Origin of the sequence: Streptomyces sp. Wb2n-11 (assembly GCF_001049855.1) — a bacterium.
Classification (GTDB): domain Bacteria; phylum Actinomycetota; class Actinomycetes; order Streptomycetales; family Streptomycetaceae; genus Streptomyces; species Streptomyces altiplanensis.
Map to the genome: position 1 here is coordinate 4,427,690 of NZ_CVPB01000001.1, position 18,049 is coordinate 4,445,738.

Genomic DNA, 18,049 nt, shown 5'->3' on the forward strand with positions numbered 1-18,049 from the left:
CCGTCACGGGTTCAGGGCCGTATTGAAGAAACCTATGGACGGATCCTCGGGCGTTCCGATCAGCAATGCCCGGTCCAACAGGCCGTTGTTCTGTTCACAACTCGTCTCGGGCAGCAGGACGCACGCGTGGCAGGCGGCAAGGTTGATGCTACCCGCGCCACTCGCCTCGGACTCGATGCAGAGCGGGTCCGCCGAGCACCACTCCGCGCGGTGCAACGCGGAACGCAGAGCGTTGGCCAGACGCACAGGGTCCCCCTGGGCAACGACCCCGCCCAGGCTGCCCGCAGAGTCGCTTGTCGCCGTGTATATGAGCACGCCGGCCATGGTGTCGTCGGCGTACAGGCGCTCCCGCAGGGCTGCGGCCGGATATCCGCCGTCAAGACTCCACTCGTTTATGAGCACATGCGCCAGGGTGTGCAACAGCACCATGCGCGGAGTGGCCGGCGATTCAGGAACTGCCTTGGGATCGGTGGCACGTTCACGAAGTTGGCGCAGGTGGTTGCTGTGCATACGCTCCGTCCTGGCGGCGACCGCAGCACTGCGGGCCCAAGTGTCGATCCGTGCCTCATCGAGCCTGAGGAAGACGCCCTCCCCCTGGACCTCCATCGCGGGGAGCCAGTCGAGGTGGGTGAGCGACAGCTGAGCTTCATGGACGTCCGCGTTGGTGTCCTGTGTGTCCACTCGGGAGAATGCTTTGAGCGCACGGACTTCGCGCAGTCGCTTGACCAGCATGGGACGTGTCAGGCCATACGGGAGCAGATCACTGGCTTCGGACGTCGGTGGCTCGCAGATGAACTGCTCTTCGCGGTTCTGGTCGCGTTCGAGGTTGCCGATGCTGAGGCGTTCGTACTCCTGCTTGCGCAGTGCGAGATAGGCGCTGTCCTTGACCTGCTCCTCGTCGACCCCGACATCCTCCTGGTTCTCGGCTTCCAACAGGGCCACGACCGTGTCGATGGAGATCTCGGGGCCTTTGTCCCGGACGGCCCGAATCTTCAAGTAGAGCTCGATTTCGGGCCGGCTGAGACCGCGGAGAATTTCCCATTCCTCTGTAAGTCGGGCTGCCGTACCGTCGCTGTAAGGCGGAATGGAAAGAGCCGACTTGACGATTGGTTGCCACGCCACGGACGAACCGCGCTGGAGGGTTCGTGGCGCTTCGGAGCAGGACTGCACAGGTGCGTCCTTCAACCAAGGGCGCTTGCCGTCGCAGTGCACCTTGAGATTCGGCAGGGCGCTTCTCCGGAAGGCGCCTTCCATGGAGACCTCGGGAATGCCGCAGGAGCAGGAGACCAGGATGGAGCGCAGGGAGGCTGTTTTTCCACTGGTACGCAGTCGCATCTCGCCGCCACAGCGCCCGGACTCGCCGTCCTGCCGGTTGTTGCGATGTGCCCACTTCCAGTACGGGAAGTCGTCGATGTGCCCCTGGGCACATGCCATCACGAAGCGGGAAGGGACAAGCTCCTCCTGGCAGTCACCGCATTCATTCTTTCCCGGCGGGGAGTTGAAGCCGCGGACGTGCTGCAAGACGTTGCAGCCAGGGCACGAGTGCCACAGAGGGAAACGTCGGACCCGGACGCCGTCCTTGCTCGTGTCGTCGGAAGCTGGGGGAAGCCGGAAATTCTTCACTCCGAGGACATGCGCCAACCGGTGCTCGTAGATGGTCGGGGCATCGCTGATGTTCCACGAGTCGGTTCCAGACACTATGAAGGACTCGTTGTCCACGGCGATCAATGAGCCGACACCGTAGGTCGTAATCATTTGTGACCGACGCACAGCACCGCGTCGCGGGAAGCTGCGCTCGGGAGTTCCGCCGCTGCGGCGACGCCGGAAGGGAGGAGGGGTCATCGGGATGCCTCCATGAAGAGAGCGGACTCGGCGTCGACATCGCGCAGGCTCCAAAGGGTGGCCCAGGCATCGGTGTTCGACTCGTCGTCGAAGGGACTGAGCAGGGCCGGGGTCTTGGTGCCCCGCTTGGGCTCGTAGAAGAGACCGCCGTGTGCCTCGGCCTCGGCAGACCACCAGTCGACGAATTCGTCGAAGGCGTCAGAGGTCGCCTCGTGCTCTTCCTTGTCGATTTCGGCGACCCGTCTGAGCAGTACGGGCTTGATGATCTGGTGGAGTTCGTCGCGGAACTCGTCGATCCGCCCGGCCCCTTGGTTCGGGCGTGCGGCGGGAATCAAAATGCGGGCAAGGGCTACGACGACGGCGTGCAGACCACGGTCCCGTGCGCGGGCGGAGAAAGGGGTGACGCTTGTCGACTCGACCTCTCGGTAGAGGGCCGAGTGGAAATGAAGGAAATTCTCGTAGTGCGAACGGTCCCTTGAGCGGGAAGAGTTGAGCATGACCGCGACTAGTCCCGGGTGGCTTCGCCCGACTCGGCTGGTTGCCTGGATGTACTCGGCAGTGGTCTGAGGCTGACCCATGACGGCCATGAGCCCCAGTCGGTCCACGTCCACCCCCACAGAGATCATGTTCGTGGCGAGCAAGACATCCACTGTCTCTTCGTGGGGCAGTTTCCGCTCGATCTGCTTGAGACGGGTCGGAATCTCGCTGGAGTTGGCCCGGCTGGTCAGCTCGGTCTGGTGCAGGATTTCCCGCTTCGGGATGCCGTCCCGTTCGGCCAGATACTCCAAGTACGCCTCGACGTCGTCATGGACCTGGAGTTCGGCTGCGGCGAGCAGCCGCAGACTGTTGAAGTATCCGACGAGAGTCCAGTAGGCGTCGCGCACCTCTTGCGACGTGTCGGAGCGCATTGCTTGATGAAGCAAAGTCGCATACGTACGGATGAGCAACGTCGACTGGCTCGTGCTCGGCGTGAGCAGGCCGATGTACTGGCGACTCGCCTTCTTCTCACGGGGGGTTTCCACGGCGAACCACGAGTCACGGGAGTCGAGGCCCGCAGGCGGGAACTGGGAGACCTCCCGGTCGAACAGAGCCTTTCCTTGTTCCGAAGCCCGTCGGATCGTCGCGGTCGAGGCGATCACCTTGGGCTGGTCGGCCAAGACGTCCACCGCCGTCTCGTACAGGCCGGTGAGAGTGCCGAGCGGGCCGGAGATGAGGTGGAGCTCGTCCTGAACGATCAGTTCGGGCGGTGGGGTGCCGTCCGAGCGGTCCCGGTTGAAGAGAGCGGCGGTCTGCTCGCGCCACGGCATGGAGGCGAATTTGTCGACCGTGGCGATCACCAAGGTGGGCCGGGCATCATAGACGGACTCGTCGACCAGATGGACGGGCAGCCCACTATGGAAGTCGCAGGACGTGTCGGGGCAGCGGACGTGCATGCGTCGGGCTTCCTCGTCCACCTCGTACTGATGGGCGTCGAGACGGGTGCCACACCATGGACACGCGTGCAGCTGGACCGGGTTCTTCTCCTGGAGAGACTTCTCCTTGCGCAACTCGTAGAGGCTTTCGCGGGCGACCTTCAGCGTGTTCGGAGTTGCGGATTGGCCGACCCACATGCCGATGGAGATGGGTTCGGTGCCCAGCTTCTGCTGGTCGGCGAGGCGCATCCGTTCCATGGCACAGATCAAGATGGCGGCGCGCTCGAACTGCTGCAGCGTGAGCAGTCGAAGGGTGTAACGCATGAGGACGGTGACGCCGGCGCCCTGTGCTTTGTGACGTATGCGGCGCAGGAAGGTGGTGAACGCAATCAGCCCGAGGTACGCCTCGGTCTTGCCGCCGCCTGTCGGGAACCAGAGCAGGTCGGCGACATTGCGGTCCTTGTGGTTGGGGTCGACGATCCCTTCGAGGCAGAGCAGCATGAAGGAGACCTGGAACGGCCTCCAGCGGCCGCCGCCCAGGTCCAAGGGCATCGTGCGCCCACCCTTCATCCATGAGCTCCGTGCGCGCTGATGAGCCATGGCCTCATTGGCGAGCTGGAACGCCTGCATGGCTTCCGGCTGGGTCTGCAGCACACGGATACCTCGACGCATGCGCTTCAGCGCTGTGTCGCACAGCTTGATCTGTTCCAGGGCGGGGGCCTCGAATGCGGTACCGGTGAGCGCCGCAGCCTCGGTCCGCTTGCGGCCTATCCATTCCTCGTATCCGGTGACCAGCTCATTGAGCGCTACGAGCACCTCCGCCGGTGCCCGGGTGGCCAGGCCGTGCATGGTGAGGGCCGAGTCGTCGATCTCCGGATTGGAGTCGGTCAACAGCACCTCGTGAGTGGGGACGAATTCGGTCCTGACCTCGGAGACAGCGGCACGCACAGTGTTCGGTGCACCGATCGGGGGCGGAAACCAGTCCCAGTCCGCTGCACAGCCGTGTCCCACCGCGAAGGTCGGAGCATGCCGGTGAAGGAGCCTGCCGGCTGCCTGCTCGGCGTCGACAGCGCCCAGAGTGGCGGGCCGCTCCACGAATGCGCGCGCGCCGGCAGGTGTTGTCACGGTAAGGCGAGGCTGGTACAGGCAGAAGGCGTCCTGCAACTCGCGTTCGCTGATCCGCTTGTCGTTGATGAGCGTGATGGTGACGGTGACAGTCCCACGCGGCCCGGAAGGGCGACGAACGAGAGCTCGGAGTTCCACGCCGTCGGCAAGAGTCTCCGACGGCTGCATCCCCGGCCGAGTCACGTCGATCATGACCGACGGGAGCGTCAACGGGCGACGACGCCAGTGTTCGGACTGTTCGGAGGTACTCCGGATTTCGGCACGTTTGGCTGCTATGGGACGCCCGGTGACATCCACGGGGTCGTAGACGGCGGCTTCTGCGGCGACGACGACACTCGATGAGACAGCAGGGTCGACGGCGAACGTGAGCCCCATGGACGACGGCCGGCGATCATTGGCGAGAGAGACTCCCAGATCGGGCGCAGTGTCGTCGACGTCCCTCTGTTTCAGTACGGGGGCATCGTCCAAGCCGTCGTTCTCCGCGTTCTCTGCGGCGAGTTCCTCCTCCACCGATGTGCTTGCTGCTCGGGGGAACAGCACGCCGATCGGATAGGTCGTGATCGGTGGATCCTGCTTCAGGATCTCGTCCACGGAACCAGGGCCGAGCAGGTCTCGTCGAAGCTGTGTGACGAGCCCCTCGCGCACCGCGTAGTGAGCGGCATGCCTGTTGTCGCCGTTCCTCATGAGTTGCGGTCCTCCTGCGAATTCTTGTCCCACTTGTATCGACCCAGTCCGGACATACGAGGAATGACCCATACTCCGTGGTCGCCAAGTCCTGCGCGAGTACCGGAAGCCTTGCTTCCCGCGACACTCTCCAGTGTGTCCACCCGGAAGCCCACGATTTCTGACGGCCAGTTGATGTCCCAGTTCTTGCTGATTTTCAAGGTCGTGTGGAGGGCCTGACGGAAGCTCTCCGACACCACACCTACGGGCCGGTCGTCGTGGAAGACGGTGTAGGGGGGACTCTGGTCGACGGCCATCGGCATCCCATGCTGGAGACGAAGGGTCAGCTCGTCTCCGGAGTGGACGGACGAGATCAAATAATCCTGGACGGACGACGCCTCCTGCTCGAACCCGTCCGTTCCCGGTGGATGCTCGCGGGAAATGTCCCGACCGGCCGCCTCGATGCCGTAACGGATGTACGACTCCCAACCTCCCACGTACCACCGGTTGATGGCACGGTCCCGGCGAATCTGTGCTGTCCGGGGAGCGGGGATGCGGAACAGGTCGTCCCGGGGGCGAGTCATTGCGACGTACAAAGCCCGAGCCTCGGCTGCCGGATCCACATGGGTGTGCTGCTTGCGCAACTCGACCATGGTCGGTGGCTCGACGACAATCACCCGGTCGAATTCGAGTCCCTTGGCACGGTGCACCGTCGACACGACCAGTGGCGCCGGCTCTACGTCAGCCAAGTCGTCCGGGAACCGTCCCTCCGCTACGAGGCGTCGTACAGCCGCCACGTCGAGCAGTCCGCGCGTCGCACGTGCGGCGCCGCGCAAGGATCGCCATAGGAGTGCCGGATCAGTCGATGGGGGCAGTCTGGTGTCGGAGAGGATCTCTCGGAACCGGTTCTCGCTCAGAGCAGATGAACCCGTACGACGCAACACCTCCGCGACCCAGGAAGGAATGGGGCGATCCTGCAGGGATTGCTGCATGCGGTGGTGCACACCCTTTTGGAACAGCGACTCGGACAGGGCCAATGCCTGGCGGTTGTCCCGACAGAGGATCGCGCAGCTTCCGGTAAAGTCCCGGAGTGAGTCGATCGTGAACGGCTCGTCGAGGTTGCCGAAGGCGGGGCAGCCGAGGAGGCGTTCCCTCAACTCTCGATGCACTGCCTCACCCGCGGTGCCCGACTCGGCCGTGTCGGAGGACAACCGCTGGAGTGTGGGTCCCAGAGACAGCGCGGTGCGAGCCTCTTCCGTATTGGCTCGAAAGTTGGCCGGCAGGTGCAGCTCGATCAGGTCGTCGGCGTAGGAGTTGCGCAACCAGTCGAAAAAGTAGTTGGTTTCCGCCGCCCTGGTGTCGGGGTCGGAAACTTGGAAACCGAAGATTGCCTGGGCCCCGTCACCGACGACAGTGAATCCGCAACCGTCCTGGAAGTGGTCCAACAGTGTTTCCACCATGTCCCGCCGATCTCCGACCAAGTCCTGAACCTCGTCGATCACCACGTGGGCGGGGGCGCCGATTTCGCTGTCCTCGACAGCCCCTCTGATGATGGCCCCGGTTGCTTCGCGGATGCGGTCTTCGAAGGAATAGCGACTCCACTCCTCGTCCGGATAGGCGCTGTTCAGGAGCGCGTACGCCCACGAGTCGAAAGTCTGGACGCGGACCCGTCGAGCCTCCTTGGCGTGCAGGGTGATCCGCTGCCGCAACTCTCGCACCGCTGCTCGGGAGAAGCTGAGGACGAGGATCTCGCGCGCTTCCAGGACCTCTTCGTCGTCTCTCATGAGCGCGTCGAGTCTGCGGACCAACGTGTGAGTCTTACCGGCTCCGGCACCGGCGGTCACCAGGACCCGGGCGTCCCAGGGCTGTTCCACGACAGCCTGCTGCTCCGGGGTGAGAGCGGGACTGTCGGTGTACGTGCTGGTCACTTGGTGCCCCACAGGTGTTCGAACTGGGTGAAGGCCAAAGCCTTTCCGTAGTTGGTGATGTTGTCCCGGACATTGAGAATCAGGCAGCTGTCCTTGCCGCCGTTGCGCGGTCCACGCAGGCCGCGACCGATCATCTGCTGGTAGACGTTGGGGCTGTAAGTGGGCCGAGCCACCACGACGGCCCGAGTGGCCGGCGCATCGAATCCTTGCGTGAGGACGCCATAGTTCGTGAGTACTCGGGTCTGTCCTCGGCGGAAGGAATCGATACGGCGCCGGCGTTCGCTGGTAGACGTCGCCGAGTCGACGGCGGCAGCCGTAATATCACGGTCGTTGAGCTTCGCGGACAGGAATTTCGCATGGCTGACCGAGGTGGCGAAAACCAGCACAGGCCAGTCTGTGGGCATTTCGGTGATCTCGTCGATGATGCGACGATTGCGGTCATGGTCGTCCGCCAGACGTTGCTCGGCAGCTTTCGACAGAACACTGAGTTGATCGGCGCGCTGTTTCTCGTCGCTGGTCAGCTCGATGGTGCCACCGGTCAGCTCTTTGTGTGTGACATGTGCCAGCATCCCCAGATCCTGCAACTCGGCGTAGGCGTCCTCCGAGGCGAAGATGCCTTCGTCGAGGCGTCGACCGCCGAAGCGTTGGACCAGTCGGTGAGTCTCCTCGGCGTTGGTGTTTCGAAATGGTGTGGCCGTCAGCCCGAGCAGGTGTCGGTCGGTGCGTGAATGTGTGAGCCCGAGTTCACTGAGGATCTCCGTGTACTGCGGGGCGATGGCCATGTGTGCTTCGTCCACGATGACGAGAGCGGCGGAGCGGAGCCATACGTAGGCGTCGGTCCCCAGGCAGATCCGCAACTTGGCATCCGTGGCGACGACCAGGTGCGGTCGGTCGCTCACCGGTCCCGCCTCGTTCGTGGACCAGAGACGGCTGATGGCGAGAGGACTCTCGGCTCCCACCTTCGCCCATACGAACTTCCAGCTCTGAACTGCCTGCTCGCAGAGCTCTTCGGACTGTGCGATCCACAGGATCGGCCCGTTGAGCTTTCCGTTCTGCTTGACCCATCGGATGACCGCTTCGGCCGCCACTCGTGTCTTGCCCGCTCCTGTGGGCAGGGAGAGCATTCCGCGCTGGGGAGCGAGTCGGTCCAGCATCGCGAAGACGTTCGTCGCCAGACGTTCCTGGTAGTCGTGAAGACGGGGGAACTCGGACGGCCCGTCCACGTCGATCCGCGGCTCCAGCGACGGGGCGCGGACACCCGCGAAAGAATCGGGGAATCCCAGGTCGGCCACGAACTTGACCGCGGGAGTCGCCCCGGTGAACGACGACGGCGCGTGGCTGGGATACGCGGCGGTCAGATCCCGCACGTGAACCTGCAGAACTCCGTCGCCGTGAGCGTTGAACGCCATCTGCGCGATCCGCTGAGCCGACGGTTCCGTACCCCCGAGGTCCGCCCGCTCACTCTCCAGCAAACCGGCCGGGAGTCCGCCACGCAGAGCATCGGCTCCTATCAGACGTTCCAGCTTTTCCACGACGGTCTGCGACTCGCGGACCTGTCGGAGAGCCTCTTGCAGTCGTTGGTCCTGTTCCTGACGACGATGAGCGTCCAGTACCGCACGGCAGCCCGATTCGCCCAGGCCCCAACGGAGTTCCTTGTCCGCTGCCAACAGGGCGTCCAGCGGTGTCTTCGGCTCCAGGACGAGCACCGTTGTGCCCTGCAGAGCACTGGTCAGCGGGGTCACCCTGGTCCCATTCGGAGTGCGCAAGACCTCTTCCAGCTCCGAACAGGGCAACAGACTGTAGTTGTTGATTACGTTGCCGAGCCGCTGGCGCAAGGTGGGGAATTCGTCCCGGAGGGGTGTCGGTTCGCCAGGGGCGACGTGTCGCGTCTCCTTGCTGATCACATCGGCGTAGCGCAACATGCCCCACGTCTTGACCATCAGTTCCGCGTCTTCCGGGCTGCCGGCCAGGAGGGCAGGCAATTGCTCGGCGCGAAGTGCCTGATATTCCTCGGAGGAGGCGGCGACCGCGATCTCGCCGTCCTCCCGCGTGTCCCAGGTGGCCCCGACACGGCATCGGGTCAGAGAATCCTCGGGGAAGGGCACTTCCAGACGGGTCAACATCACGTAGGTCCGGCCGACGAAAGTGTCGTCCTCGCTCTTCAGAAGCTGGGCCAGGAGCCGATCCCATTGGCGCTCGGGGACCTCGTCCACCGTGACGGGCAGGTGGAGTTTGCGGGCCTTTTCCGGGCTGATGTCCGCCACCGGGAGGACGTCGCTGTATCCGCGGAGCTGTGGGCCCACCGCCTCACCGAGTCGTACGACGCCCTTGGTAGTGAGGACCCGCCCGTGACGGTGCAGCATCCATCGAATCGGCGACGCCACTGCGGCTCGCGTGGCCGCCTGGGCCCCGAACTGACGGGTCCAGGTATCGATCACACTGTCGTCGGACAGTGCCTTGACGAATGCGGCCCTTCCCTCGTCCGTGAGCTTGGGGAGGAGGTGAAGAGGACCGCCGACCGCCGCCCCGTCGAGTTTGAGGCGATGCTGTTGAGGCCTGGTTGCGTTGCTCGGCAGGGTCTTGCAGTACCCCTCGTAGACCGCGACCCGGTACTCGTCGAACCAGGGCTCGCTGTCCGGACGATGACCACCACTGGGCCGATCGCGCAACCCGAACTCCCGGAACACCACGGTGTCGTCGGAGTGGAATTTCATGTCCACGGCGATGCTCGGGTCCCGCGAACCGTCGCCGGGTACCACCGGGCCCGGGAGCATGCAGTCCTTCATCCGGTGAAATCGACCGTCCACGGTGCGAACGAACAGTGTCTCCATGGGCGTCCCGACACGGGAGCGAACCTCAGTCGTGACATGGCTGCCACCGGCACTGTGGAAGAGTTCCCAGAAGCGGGTCCAGTCCTGCGGGGAATAGTTGTCGAACCCCTGGTCGAGGACCCCGACGAAGCGGCCGCGGGCATCAGCCTCCCGGATTCCGAGCTCACTCAGCGAGCTCGCCAGAGACATGTCGTCGGAGAGCCTCGCATTGACGTACACCAAGTCGTCCTTGAGGCCGTCCTGCACCGTGCGGCGGAAAACCTTGCCGGCGACGGGGGCGACCATTCCGTGCGACTCGGTGAGGACGATCTTCGCCGTGCGGGCCTCGGCCGCGAAGGGGGAAGCCGTCTTGATCATTTCTGCCAGAATGCGGATCGCCACGGCCGAACCGTCCGCACTGCCGTCGGAGACCAGCGCCTCCAGCCACTCACGGATCGACGCGCGCTCCCGCTTGGCTGCCTTGAGGATGTGTTCCACCTTGCCGGAACGGATTTCCGCCGCCTCGACCGAAGGGTGGACCCAATCGGAGGGGCGGCCCGGGTACGTGTTCCACATCCGGAGCCACTCGACCTTGATCTTCCCCTGCTTGCCCTTGTCTGGGTGCAGCTTGAGCTCATGAGGAACCCTGAGTGTGCCGTCCTGATCAGGGAGCGAGGGACGCTGGGCGGCCATCTGCCAGATCTGCTCGGTCAGGTACTGGTCCGCCCAGTTCAGGGTTTCCGACTCCCGAGGACGACCGGGCAGGAGGGGGAGATAGGCGCCCGGGTCCTGTGCCGGGGCGAGGTGCGGCAGGGAGTCCACGACGAGCCGGGCCGCGACTTGAATGATCTCTTGGTTGAAAGGACTGGCGTCGAGTAGGTTCTGACGGTCTTCATTGGTCTTCCACGCGCCGTTGAGCGCACCGCTCAGCGTCATGGGGTACTTGGTCGGGAAGAACGACCAGAACTCTCCCCGCCCGCGCTGCGCGTTGAGCACCTCGTCGCCCTTGTACGTCGGCACGGCCCAGGCGATGTCGATCGTTCCGCGGTCATGCATCTCGCCGGCGCTGGCTCGTGCGAGTTCAGTGGGACGATGGGGCTTGGTGAAGACGGTCCATTCGCTCCGTGCGGGGCGCTGTCCGGTCCGCTCCTCGTGAATGGTGTGACTGAAGCCTTCGTGCTCAACTGTGATCTCACGACGCACCGGTGGCATCGGACGGCGATCCTCCAGGATCACTGTGCCTACGTGGTGGGAGAAGAGCTGGAAGCGCGCGGGGAACTCTCGCCGTTCACTGTCCTTCTCCTGGTGCATGTCCCGAGCCAGCCGCTCCGCCGCACCGTCGACCAGCGGGAGTCGTACCACGGTTGTGGCCCAGCCGAGGAGCCCGTCGAGCACGGGGTCGGCCGCTCTCTCCCCGGCGGCGTCGAGGGGGCGTGCCATGCGTAGTACGGGTGTCTCGTGATTGCTGTCAGTAGCAACTCCACTGGCCTTGCTGATTTCCGAATGTGCCCATTCTCGGTCGAATCCAAAACTCCCTGACCGGCTGAAGAACTGAGGGGCGTCAGTAACGGCAAGAATGGATTTTACGCCTACGCCGAATCGCCCGATCTGGCCACCCCTCTTCTTTGATACGCTCATTCGGAGAATGGTCTCCGCACCTTCCGGGGTGACCTCTGTTCCCTCGTTCGCACAGTAGAGGTGCGAATTCGTCAGAACAACGTGAACTTTTCCGCCGGGCTCGTTCGCGATCTCGTCGGCGGCGTTCTGGACCAACTCGAAAAGCTGTCGGTCTCCATAACCACCCTGAGTGATCCGGCGCTCGCCGTTCGCGTGCTCCTGGACAAGTCCGGGATCTACACGGTAGGTCTCCAGGACACGTGCCGACTGCTCGATGATCTTCTTGATCACGGGTGAAATGTTTGCGGCGTCCGCCGGATCGGAGTGGCTCACGGGTTTTCCGTTTCTGTGGCTGCTGACGAGACGCTGGAGAAACCGGAGTGCCGGCCACGACTTTTGAGCGTGGCCGGCAACTCACGTAAAAGATGGCCTGGAAATCCGACAGCGCGTCGGGCTACGACCGCTCGACCACGATGTGCACCGTGATGATCACGGTGACGCCAGAACGGCGGCGGCGGTTCCGTGGGCGCCCGGGAGGGGCTACCGGCGTGGGGCGGTTGCGTCGGCCGCGGCTCCGTGCCGTTCGAATGCCCTTGCGTGCAGCCCGGGTGGCTGCACGGCCACGGTCGGCCGCCGCGACGAGTTGCCGGTAGCGCCTGACGGATTCGAACGTGGTGCCGCTCTGTTCGAGGAAATCGGACTGCAGGTCCGGGTCCTCGCAGGATTCGTACTGAGCCACGAACCGGCGCATCTTTTTCAGCTCGGAATCATCAGCCATCACTGGCCCCACTTTCTGTCGAAATCATTCGCCCGGATAAATGCATGGGGCTCTGTTTCTGGAAGTTCATGCACCCGTACCGGGGCATACCTACTAAGTGACAGGTGGGGCTGTCGAGAATTCGACCATAGGGGGAAAGGCGCCGTACCGCAAGGGGTGGCAGCGAAGCGATTTTCCGGCCGTAGGTGACTCCGTTTCGCGGAATTCCGCGTCAGATAATAAGTGCTGGACCAACCCGTGGATGAGGGTGGGCCACGTAACCCTGCGCAGTAGATGTGGCCCTAAGCGCGGGGTAGAGCTGACGCAACGTTAGGCACGTGAATGCCTGTTTGGCAAGTGTGCCTTCGGTGCGGGAGGAAAGAGGGGGCAAAAGGAGATCGGTCGAGCCGCTTGCGGCGTTCACCGCTTGAAGTGGAATTCGACCGTCCGCTTGTTCCTGTTCGGCTGATCGAATGGCAGGGTCGAATAATTCTCAAAGCCCATCGAATACGGACATGTGTGTCATGTCTTGTCGATCTCTCGACGGGGGGAGCTTCAATGTGCACACAGTGTCGCGTCAACCAGTGGTTTACAGAGGCGTGCGCGTCAAATGAACTGCTAGGTTGGATCAACTTGGTGTTGTCAATACCAGCTGAGGAGTGGTCACGGGTGGACGGTGGAGAAGACTTCGGGCCTTGGCTCGCCCGTCAGTTGCGACGGCTGGGCATCAGCCAGGCCGAGCTTGCTGAGCGAGTCGGGCTGACGCGGGCTGCTGTCTCGGCATGGATCACGGGGCGAGCTGTCCCTCGCGAGGAGACGATGCGCGCCATCGCGGCTGCGATCGGGACCGATCCCGGGACGATCCACACCCGCACGACGGATGCTGTCTCCACTCGGCCGATCTCCTGGTACCACCGGCCCGCATATACCGACGGCGGGCGGGACTTCGGGAATGCTGCCGCGTTTGCCTTCGAGGCCGACGTGGAGGTCTTGGCGCGCGAAGCCACCCAGAACAGCTTGGACGAGCGGCTCGACCGAACGAAGCCCGTCCGAGTTCGCTACATCTTGCACGAGTTGACGGGTGAGGTCTTGGCGAGCTTCCGTGAAGCCATTGGCTGGGACGACCTCTACCCTCACTACGAAACTGCCGCCGCTCAGCAGCAGAAGGTCGGAAGGGTCATCGCCGAAGGACTGAAGGAGATGAATGAGCGTGATCGACTCATTCTCCTGAGGGTCGATGACTACAATGCCTCGGGACTCACCGGAGACGATTACGAGGACGGTCGGTTCGCCGCGGTCGTTCGTCGCCAGCTCGACAGTCGGAAATCCGACGACAGTGCGGGTGGCTCGTACGGGCTGGGGAAGGCCACTCTGTGGGCCGCCAGTCGCCTTGGGATGGTGTTGATCAATTCGACTCTGTCCGTGTCGCACGAAGGGCGCACCGAACGGCGGCTCATCGGCCGGCTTGATCTTCCCTGGCGAGTGGTCGACGGTGTGCCCTTCGCGGGGCCCGCGTGGCTCGGTGAACCGGACACGGCGCCCGGCAGTGAGAACGTTGCGCGTTCCTGGTGGGCGGACGAGGAAACGGTCGCACGGCTGCACCTCACGCGTGAGAGTTCCGAACCCGGCACCTCGTTCTTGATTGTCGGTGCCCACGACGTCGCGAGCATGTTCAACGATGTGGCCGGTGAGGACGACGGCAGGGACGAGCAGACCGTGCAGTCGATGCACGAGAGGTTGGTGACGGCGCTCGCCAACAATTTCTGGGCCGCGATGACTTCCGGAAAGGAGGTGGCTCCGCTTCTGGAGGCATCGGTTCGAACTCTGAGGAACGGCCAAGTGGTGGTCAAGGAAGAGCGCGTTGACCCACAGCTCGCGCAGCCGTCGCGGACGAGGGCGCTCAAAGCGTACTTCGACGGCACCACGGTCGAGCGCCTCACCGATGCCGGACAGGTCGCCATGGCACGCGTGCCTCTGAAGGTGCCGGAGCTCGGTGGCAGAAAGGGAACGGTCGAGCACCAGGCTGTCCTACTGGTCACAGCGGCCGAGGACGGCGACGGCAAGCCCAACCAGCTGGTGAGCATGCGCGGCAGCCGTATGACAGTGAAGTCGGCCAGGGTGCCCGATCTCTCTCTCGGTACGAACCCTTTCCAGGCGGTGCTTCTGGCTGGCCATGCGGCGGGAGCGGCCGTGGAAAACGCCGATCGGGCCGAGGCCTTCCTGCGCGCGTCCGAGCCCCCCGAACACAATAAATGGGGACAGACCGAAGAGCTGTGGGCAAGCTACTCGCCCACGGCGTACCGGCGTATCTCCGCCTTCACGAAGGCCGCCAACGCAGCCGTACGGGAACTCGTGGGGCGACGCAAGGATCAGAACCAGGACGGCCCCAAGGCGCTCCGAGACCTGTTGCGGCTCGACGTTGGCCCCGTCGGAAGCACCAGGAGCAGCAGTTTCCCGGCGATCCGGGACCTTGACGCCGAAGTCGATTCATTCGGGGCCTGGCATGTCAAGGCCGAGGTCAAGTTGCCCGCGCGGCAGGACCCCTGGGTGATGAGCCCTGCAGCCAGGTTCGACGTCCGCTCCGGCAGCAGGCCTTCCGTCGGATGGTCGGAGATCGTCGCGCTCGAGAACTGCCAAGTCATTGATGGTGTACTGCACTTCAAAGCAGGCGCACGGACGGCAACGTTCGCCGGAACGACGGATGTGTCCACCCACCCGGTCCGCGCCGACCTGGCCGGTCTGATCGTTGAACTGCAGAGGGCAAGGGGCGCTGCCGAATGAGGGTTTTTCCGTACAGAACGCTGGCGGGCGAAGTCACGTTCCGTGTGACCGCGGTGAGGCAGGACCGGACGGATCTGGAGACCTCGGTCTTCTCGAATCAGGAGCGTGTGGTCGCTCTCCATCAGGTCGAGCGGGATGACTGGGAGTCCTCCCGGCTGAGCATCACAGCCACGTTGCCCGCGAAGGAGCTGTCCGTCGGGCCCTGGAGCGACGTGTCGGTCATCGCCGTACTGACAGAGAAGGCCACCAACTCCCGTACAACCACCCTCCTCGAACAGGAGTCGAGTGGAAGCCCGACGTGGGCCGGACAGCTTCGGTTCTGGAAATCCGCGTACCGCCGTCAGGCAGAACTCTCCGTGATGGTTGTCGCGACCGTCGAGGGAGTGCGGGGACGCGTCATCGGTCGGTCCGAGGACAATTGGCTGGTGGACTTCACGGCCCGAACCCCGGTCCGACGAAATGAACTTCAGGTCGACGAGGTCGACTTCCGTGACGGGCCGCACGAGTGGCTCCGACCCTTCAAGGATTCTCCGTGGCTGATCGAGACGTCGGGTGACCTGCCCACCGTTTACCTGAATACGAGTTTCGAAGGTATTGCGGAACTCCTCAACTCCAATGGGAGTCCGATGGAGAAGGCCGTCCGGGACATGCTTGCGGCGCAGATCGCGACCGATGTCTGGACTGCGGTGTTCCACTCGGCCGTCAGCGACCTCGAAGTGGATGCTGAAGGAAACCCGCAGTGGCCGGGCGGCTGGCGAGACGCGGTACTGCGGGGGATGCTTTCCGACGTACTGCCCGACCAGTCCGGAGCCGACGCGTTGCGTGAGATCCATGCTCGGCGCAGCGAGTCCTCGGGGTGGAACGAATTGCAGTCGCGCATCAACTACGCCGCCACACGCCGGGCCAAGGTCGCCAGGCATCTCGGCACGGCAGTCAGAGTCCTCGAAACGTCTCAGAAAGGAAGTAAGGCGTGACCGACAAGCCCGAGCACATGCCGGACCGCCTGGCGCTGCTCTCCGATGCCAATGCCGCGAAAAACTTGAGCACGGGTGTGCTGGCCGGTAAGGAGAACCCTCCTTGCATCGCCTTGAACAAAAGCGCTGAGCTGCTCGACGGCACGAGCACCCGGCTGGACGTCGAGCCGCTGAGGGACCTGATCGACGACGTCATGCACTTTTATCACGACGATGTGCGCACGAAGGCGGATGCCTGGCTGGCTCCACGCATGCACGCCGCTCTCCGACTGACCCGCAGAGAAGCGGCCGACGCGAGACTGTGGAACTTCATCGCCCTGTGTGTCGCTCCGGACTATGTCGTGTGGCGTCACCTGCCGGCCAGGGGCAAGGACGGTCTTCCTCCGATGGTCGCCGCCGAACGCTTCCGCGGTGCTCACTACACGCAGGCGTTCTCACGCCTGTGGTGGGCCGCCGAACTGTTCCGTGACGGGGCCGACTACCGCCCGGTGCAGGTGGCGTGCGGAAACCAGGACGTCCTCAATACAGTCCTGAGACTCGACATCATCGACCACCGGCCCACGGCCCAGGCGCTGATACGGCTCGTGGAGAAGGAGATGGCGAGCAAGGGCCGCGAGGTGAACGCCCTGGCTGCCGTCGCCAATACCGCCGCAAGCACGTTGATGTACGACGTGTTCGCGCCGGATGACGAGTGGGACGGCAGCCTTCTCGAAGATTGGATCCACGAGGCCGATTCGGCTCCGCCGGTGCCCCGCAAATTTCTTCCGGACGGCCCTGCTGACGGCCCGGTACCGGAAAAGGCAGTGGACACTCTCGTTCGCTACTTCGAGGAACTGTTCGCGGATGCCAAGATTCGAGGAAAGGTCACTGAGGCGAGTTGACCAGCTCCGGCTGCGCTCGGGCAGGTCCTGGTACTTCCAGTTCCACCCGAGCGGGGGCCGGTACGTGGCCCGGGCGACCTTCGTGCCCGGGTCGCGTCCCGGGAATCACGGACGCTTCCAAAGCGGCGATGGCGTTGTTGAGCCTCTCCTCGCCGAGGTCGAGGGCTGCGGCGAGGACATGGAGAGCAAGGCGTGGCGGGATGGCGTTGCCGATCTGCTGTGCGATGCCGCGACCGGACCACTTGTGGTCGGCCGGGAAGGTCTGCAGCTGTCCTGCCTCGGCATCGGTGAACCGGGATTCCGTGCCGTCGGCCGCTACGACCCGGTTGCGGGAGATCTTCCCGGTGACAGTGGCGGACGGTTCGTCCGAGGTACGTCGTCCGCGGGCCTTGGGGTCGCCGCCCGTTCCGTAGTTGGAGATCACCTCGAACGACTGCGGCCACTTGAGCACGTCGTTCATTGTCACCCAGGGCTGCAATCCCCCGCTCGCTTTCGGGCGTTCCATGCCTTTTCTGTACGGGTGGTGCGTCGGCGTGGGCAGGCTCGCCCGCACCTTGTTGGCCCGGTCCCTGCCTTCATAGCGAGCGATGAGAATGGCGCGACGGCGAGTCTGCGGCACCCCGTATTCCTCCGTGCGCAGTATGCCGTGAACGACCGAGTAGTGCTCATCCTTGAGAGCTTCACCCACCACTTCCCACACGGGCAGTACGGCCGGTACCTGCTCCAGCACGATCGCCTCGTAAGGGCGGCCTCTGTCGATCGCGGCGAGTGCCCACCGCAAGGGTTCCAGCACCAAACCTGTTCGTTCGTCGTCCAGGTTCTTGATGTGTTCACTGATGTCCTCACGGGCAGCCATGCGCTTGACCAGGGTGAGGATTTCTTCCAAGGCGCGGCGTCCGGCGCCGGCGCCGGCGACGGTGTACGTCTGGCACGGCGGCCCGCCCGCGAGGACGTTGGCGGACGGGAAGTCCTCGGGGCCGAAGTCACGCACATCACCTTGCGTGGTCAGCAGCCCTGCTGCTGTGCGGGTCTCACATGCGTCCGCATCCCACTCGATGCCGGTCACCAGTTCCACCAGGTCCAGCTGTCGCACGGCGACGTCCAGTCCGCCCGGCCCGGCGAAGAGATCAACGATCTTGAATGGTGCGGCAGGGGACTCGTGCGAGGCGGGGGCGGTCATGGGATTGAAGTGTAGCCGGCGGTTTTAGGCACAACGGCCACAGGAGGCGAGATGATCACCTCTATGGCAAAAGCACTGG

9 protein-coding genes are annotated in these 18,049 nt (G+C 64.1%); 3 read left to right on the top strand and 6 right to left on the bottom strand.

From position 1 onward, the window contains the following. Positions 1-3: 3 nt before the first annotated feature. From drmB to BN1555_RS20165, 5 genes are all read right to left on the bottom strand, one after another. Entirely contained in the window at positions 4-1,842 is a 1,839-nt protein-coding gene (gene drmB / locus BN1555_RS20145) for a DUF1998 domain-containing protein (RefSeq protein ID WP_093800687.1), read from the bottom strand. After that, positions 1,839-5,063, bottom strand: coding sequence for a helicase-related protein (locus BN1555_RS20150; RefSeq protein WP_093800688.1), 3,225 nt, complete (start codon positions 5,061-5,063; stop codon positions 1,839-1,841). Before BN1555_RS20150 ends, drmB begins: the two co-directional genes overlap by 4 nt. Continuing rightward, a complete protein-coding gene (locus BN1555_RS20155) occupies positions 5,060-6,970 on the bottom strand; it encodes a UvrD-helicase domain-containing protein (RefSeq protein WP_093803518.1) in 1,911 nt (636 codons plus the stop codon). Before BN1555_RS20155 ends, BN1555_RS20150 begins: the two co-directional genes overlap by 4 nt. After that, on the bottom strand, positions 6,967-11,730 hold the full coding sequence (locus BN1555_RS20160) for a DEAD/DEAH box helicase (protein WP_093800689.1): 4,764 nt from the start codon (positions 11,728-11,730) through the stop codon (positions 6,967-6,969). The genes BN1555_RS20155 and BN1555_RS20160 overlap by 4 nt, the downstream gene beginning before the upstream one ends. 121 nt (positions 11,731-11,851) lie before the next feature. Beyond that, a complete protein-coding gene (locus BN1555_RS20165) occupies positions 11,852-12,175 on the bottom strand; it encodes a hypothetical protein (RefSeq protein ID WP_141662870.1) in 324 nt (107 codons plus the stop codon). A gap of 648 nt (positions 12,176-12,823) precedes the next feature. On the opposite strand from BN1555_RS20165, the gene BN1555_RS20170 reads away from it, so the two are divergent. Genes BN1555_RS20170 through BN1555_RS20180 form a run of 3 tightly spaced genes read left to right on the top strand, consistent with a single transcriptional unit; the run spans position 12,824 to position 16,790 of the window. Continuing rightward, complete coding sequence (locus tag BN1555_RS20170; protein ID WP_255306106.1) at positions 12,824-14,935, top strand: helix-turn-helix domain-containing protein; 2,112 nt, start codon at positions 12,824-12,826, stop codon at positions 14,933-14,935. Continuing rightward, on the top strand, positions 14,932-15,909 hold the full coding sequence (locus tag BN1555_RS20175; protein WP_176710086.1) for a hypothetical protein: 978 nt from the start codon (positions 14,932-14,934) through the stop codon (positions 15,907-15,909). The genes BN1555_RS20170 and BN1555_RS20175 overlap by 4 nt, the downstream gene beginning before the upstream one ends. After that, a complete protein-coding gene (locus BN1555_RS20180) occupies positions 15,906-16,790 on the top strand; it encodes a DUF6339 family protein (RefSeq protein ID WP_093800692.1) in 885 nt (294 codons plus the stop codon). The genes BN1555_RS20175 and BN1555_RS20180 overlap by 4 nt, the downstream gene beginning before the upstream one ends. Here BN1555_RS20180 and BN1555_RS20185 read toward each other — a convergent pair. Continuing rightward, positions 16,774-17,970: a DNA cytosine methyltransferase gene (locus tag BN1555_RS20185; RefSeq protein ID WP_093800693.1), complete on the bottom strand. Its 1,197-nt coding sequence runs from the start codon at positions 17,968-17,970 to the stop codon at positions 16,774-16,776. The two genes, BN1555_RS20180 and BN1555_RS20185, sit on opposite strands and share 17 nt — an antisense overlap. Positions 17,971-18,049: the final 79 nt, after the last annotated feature.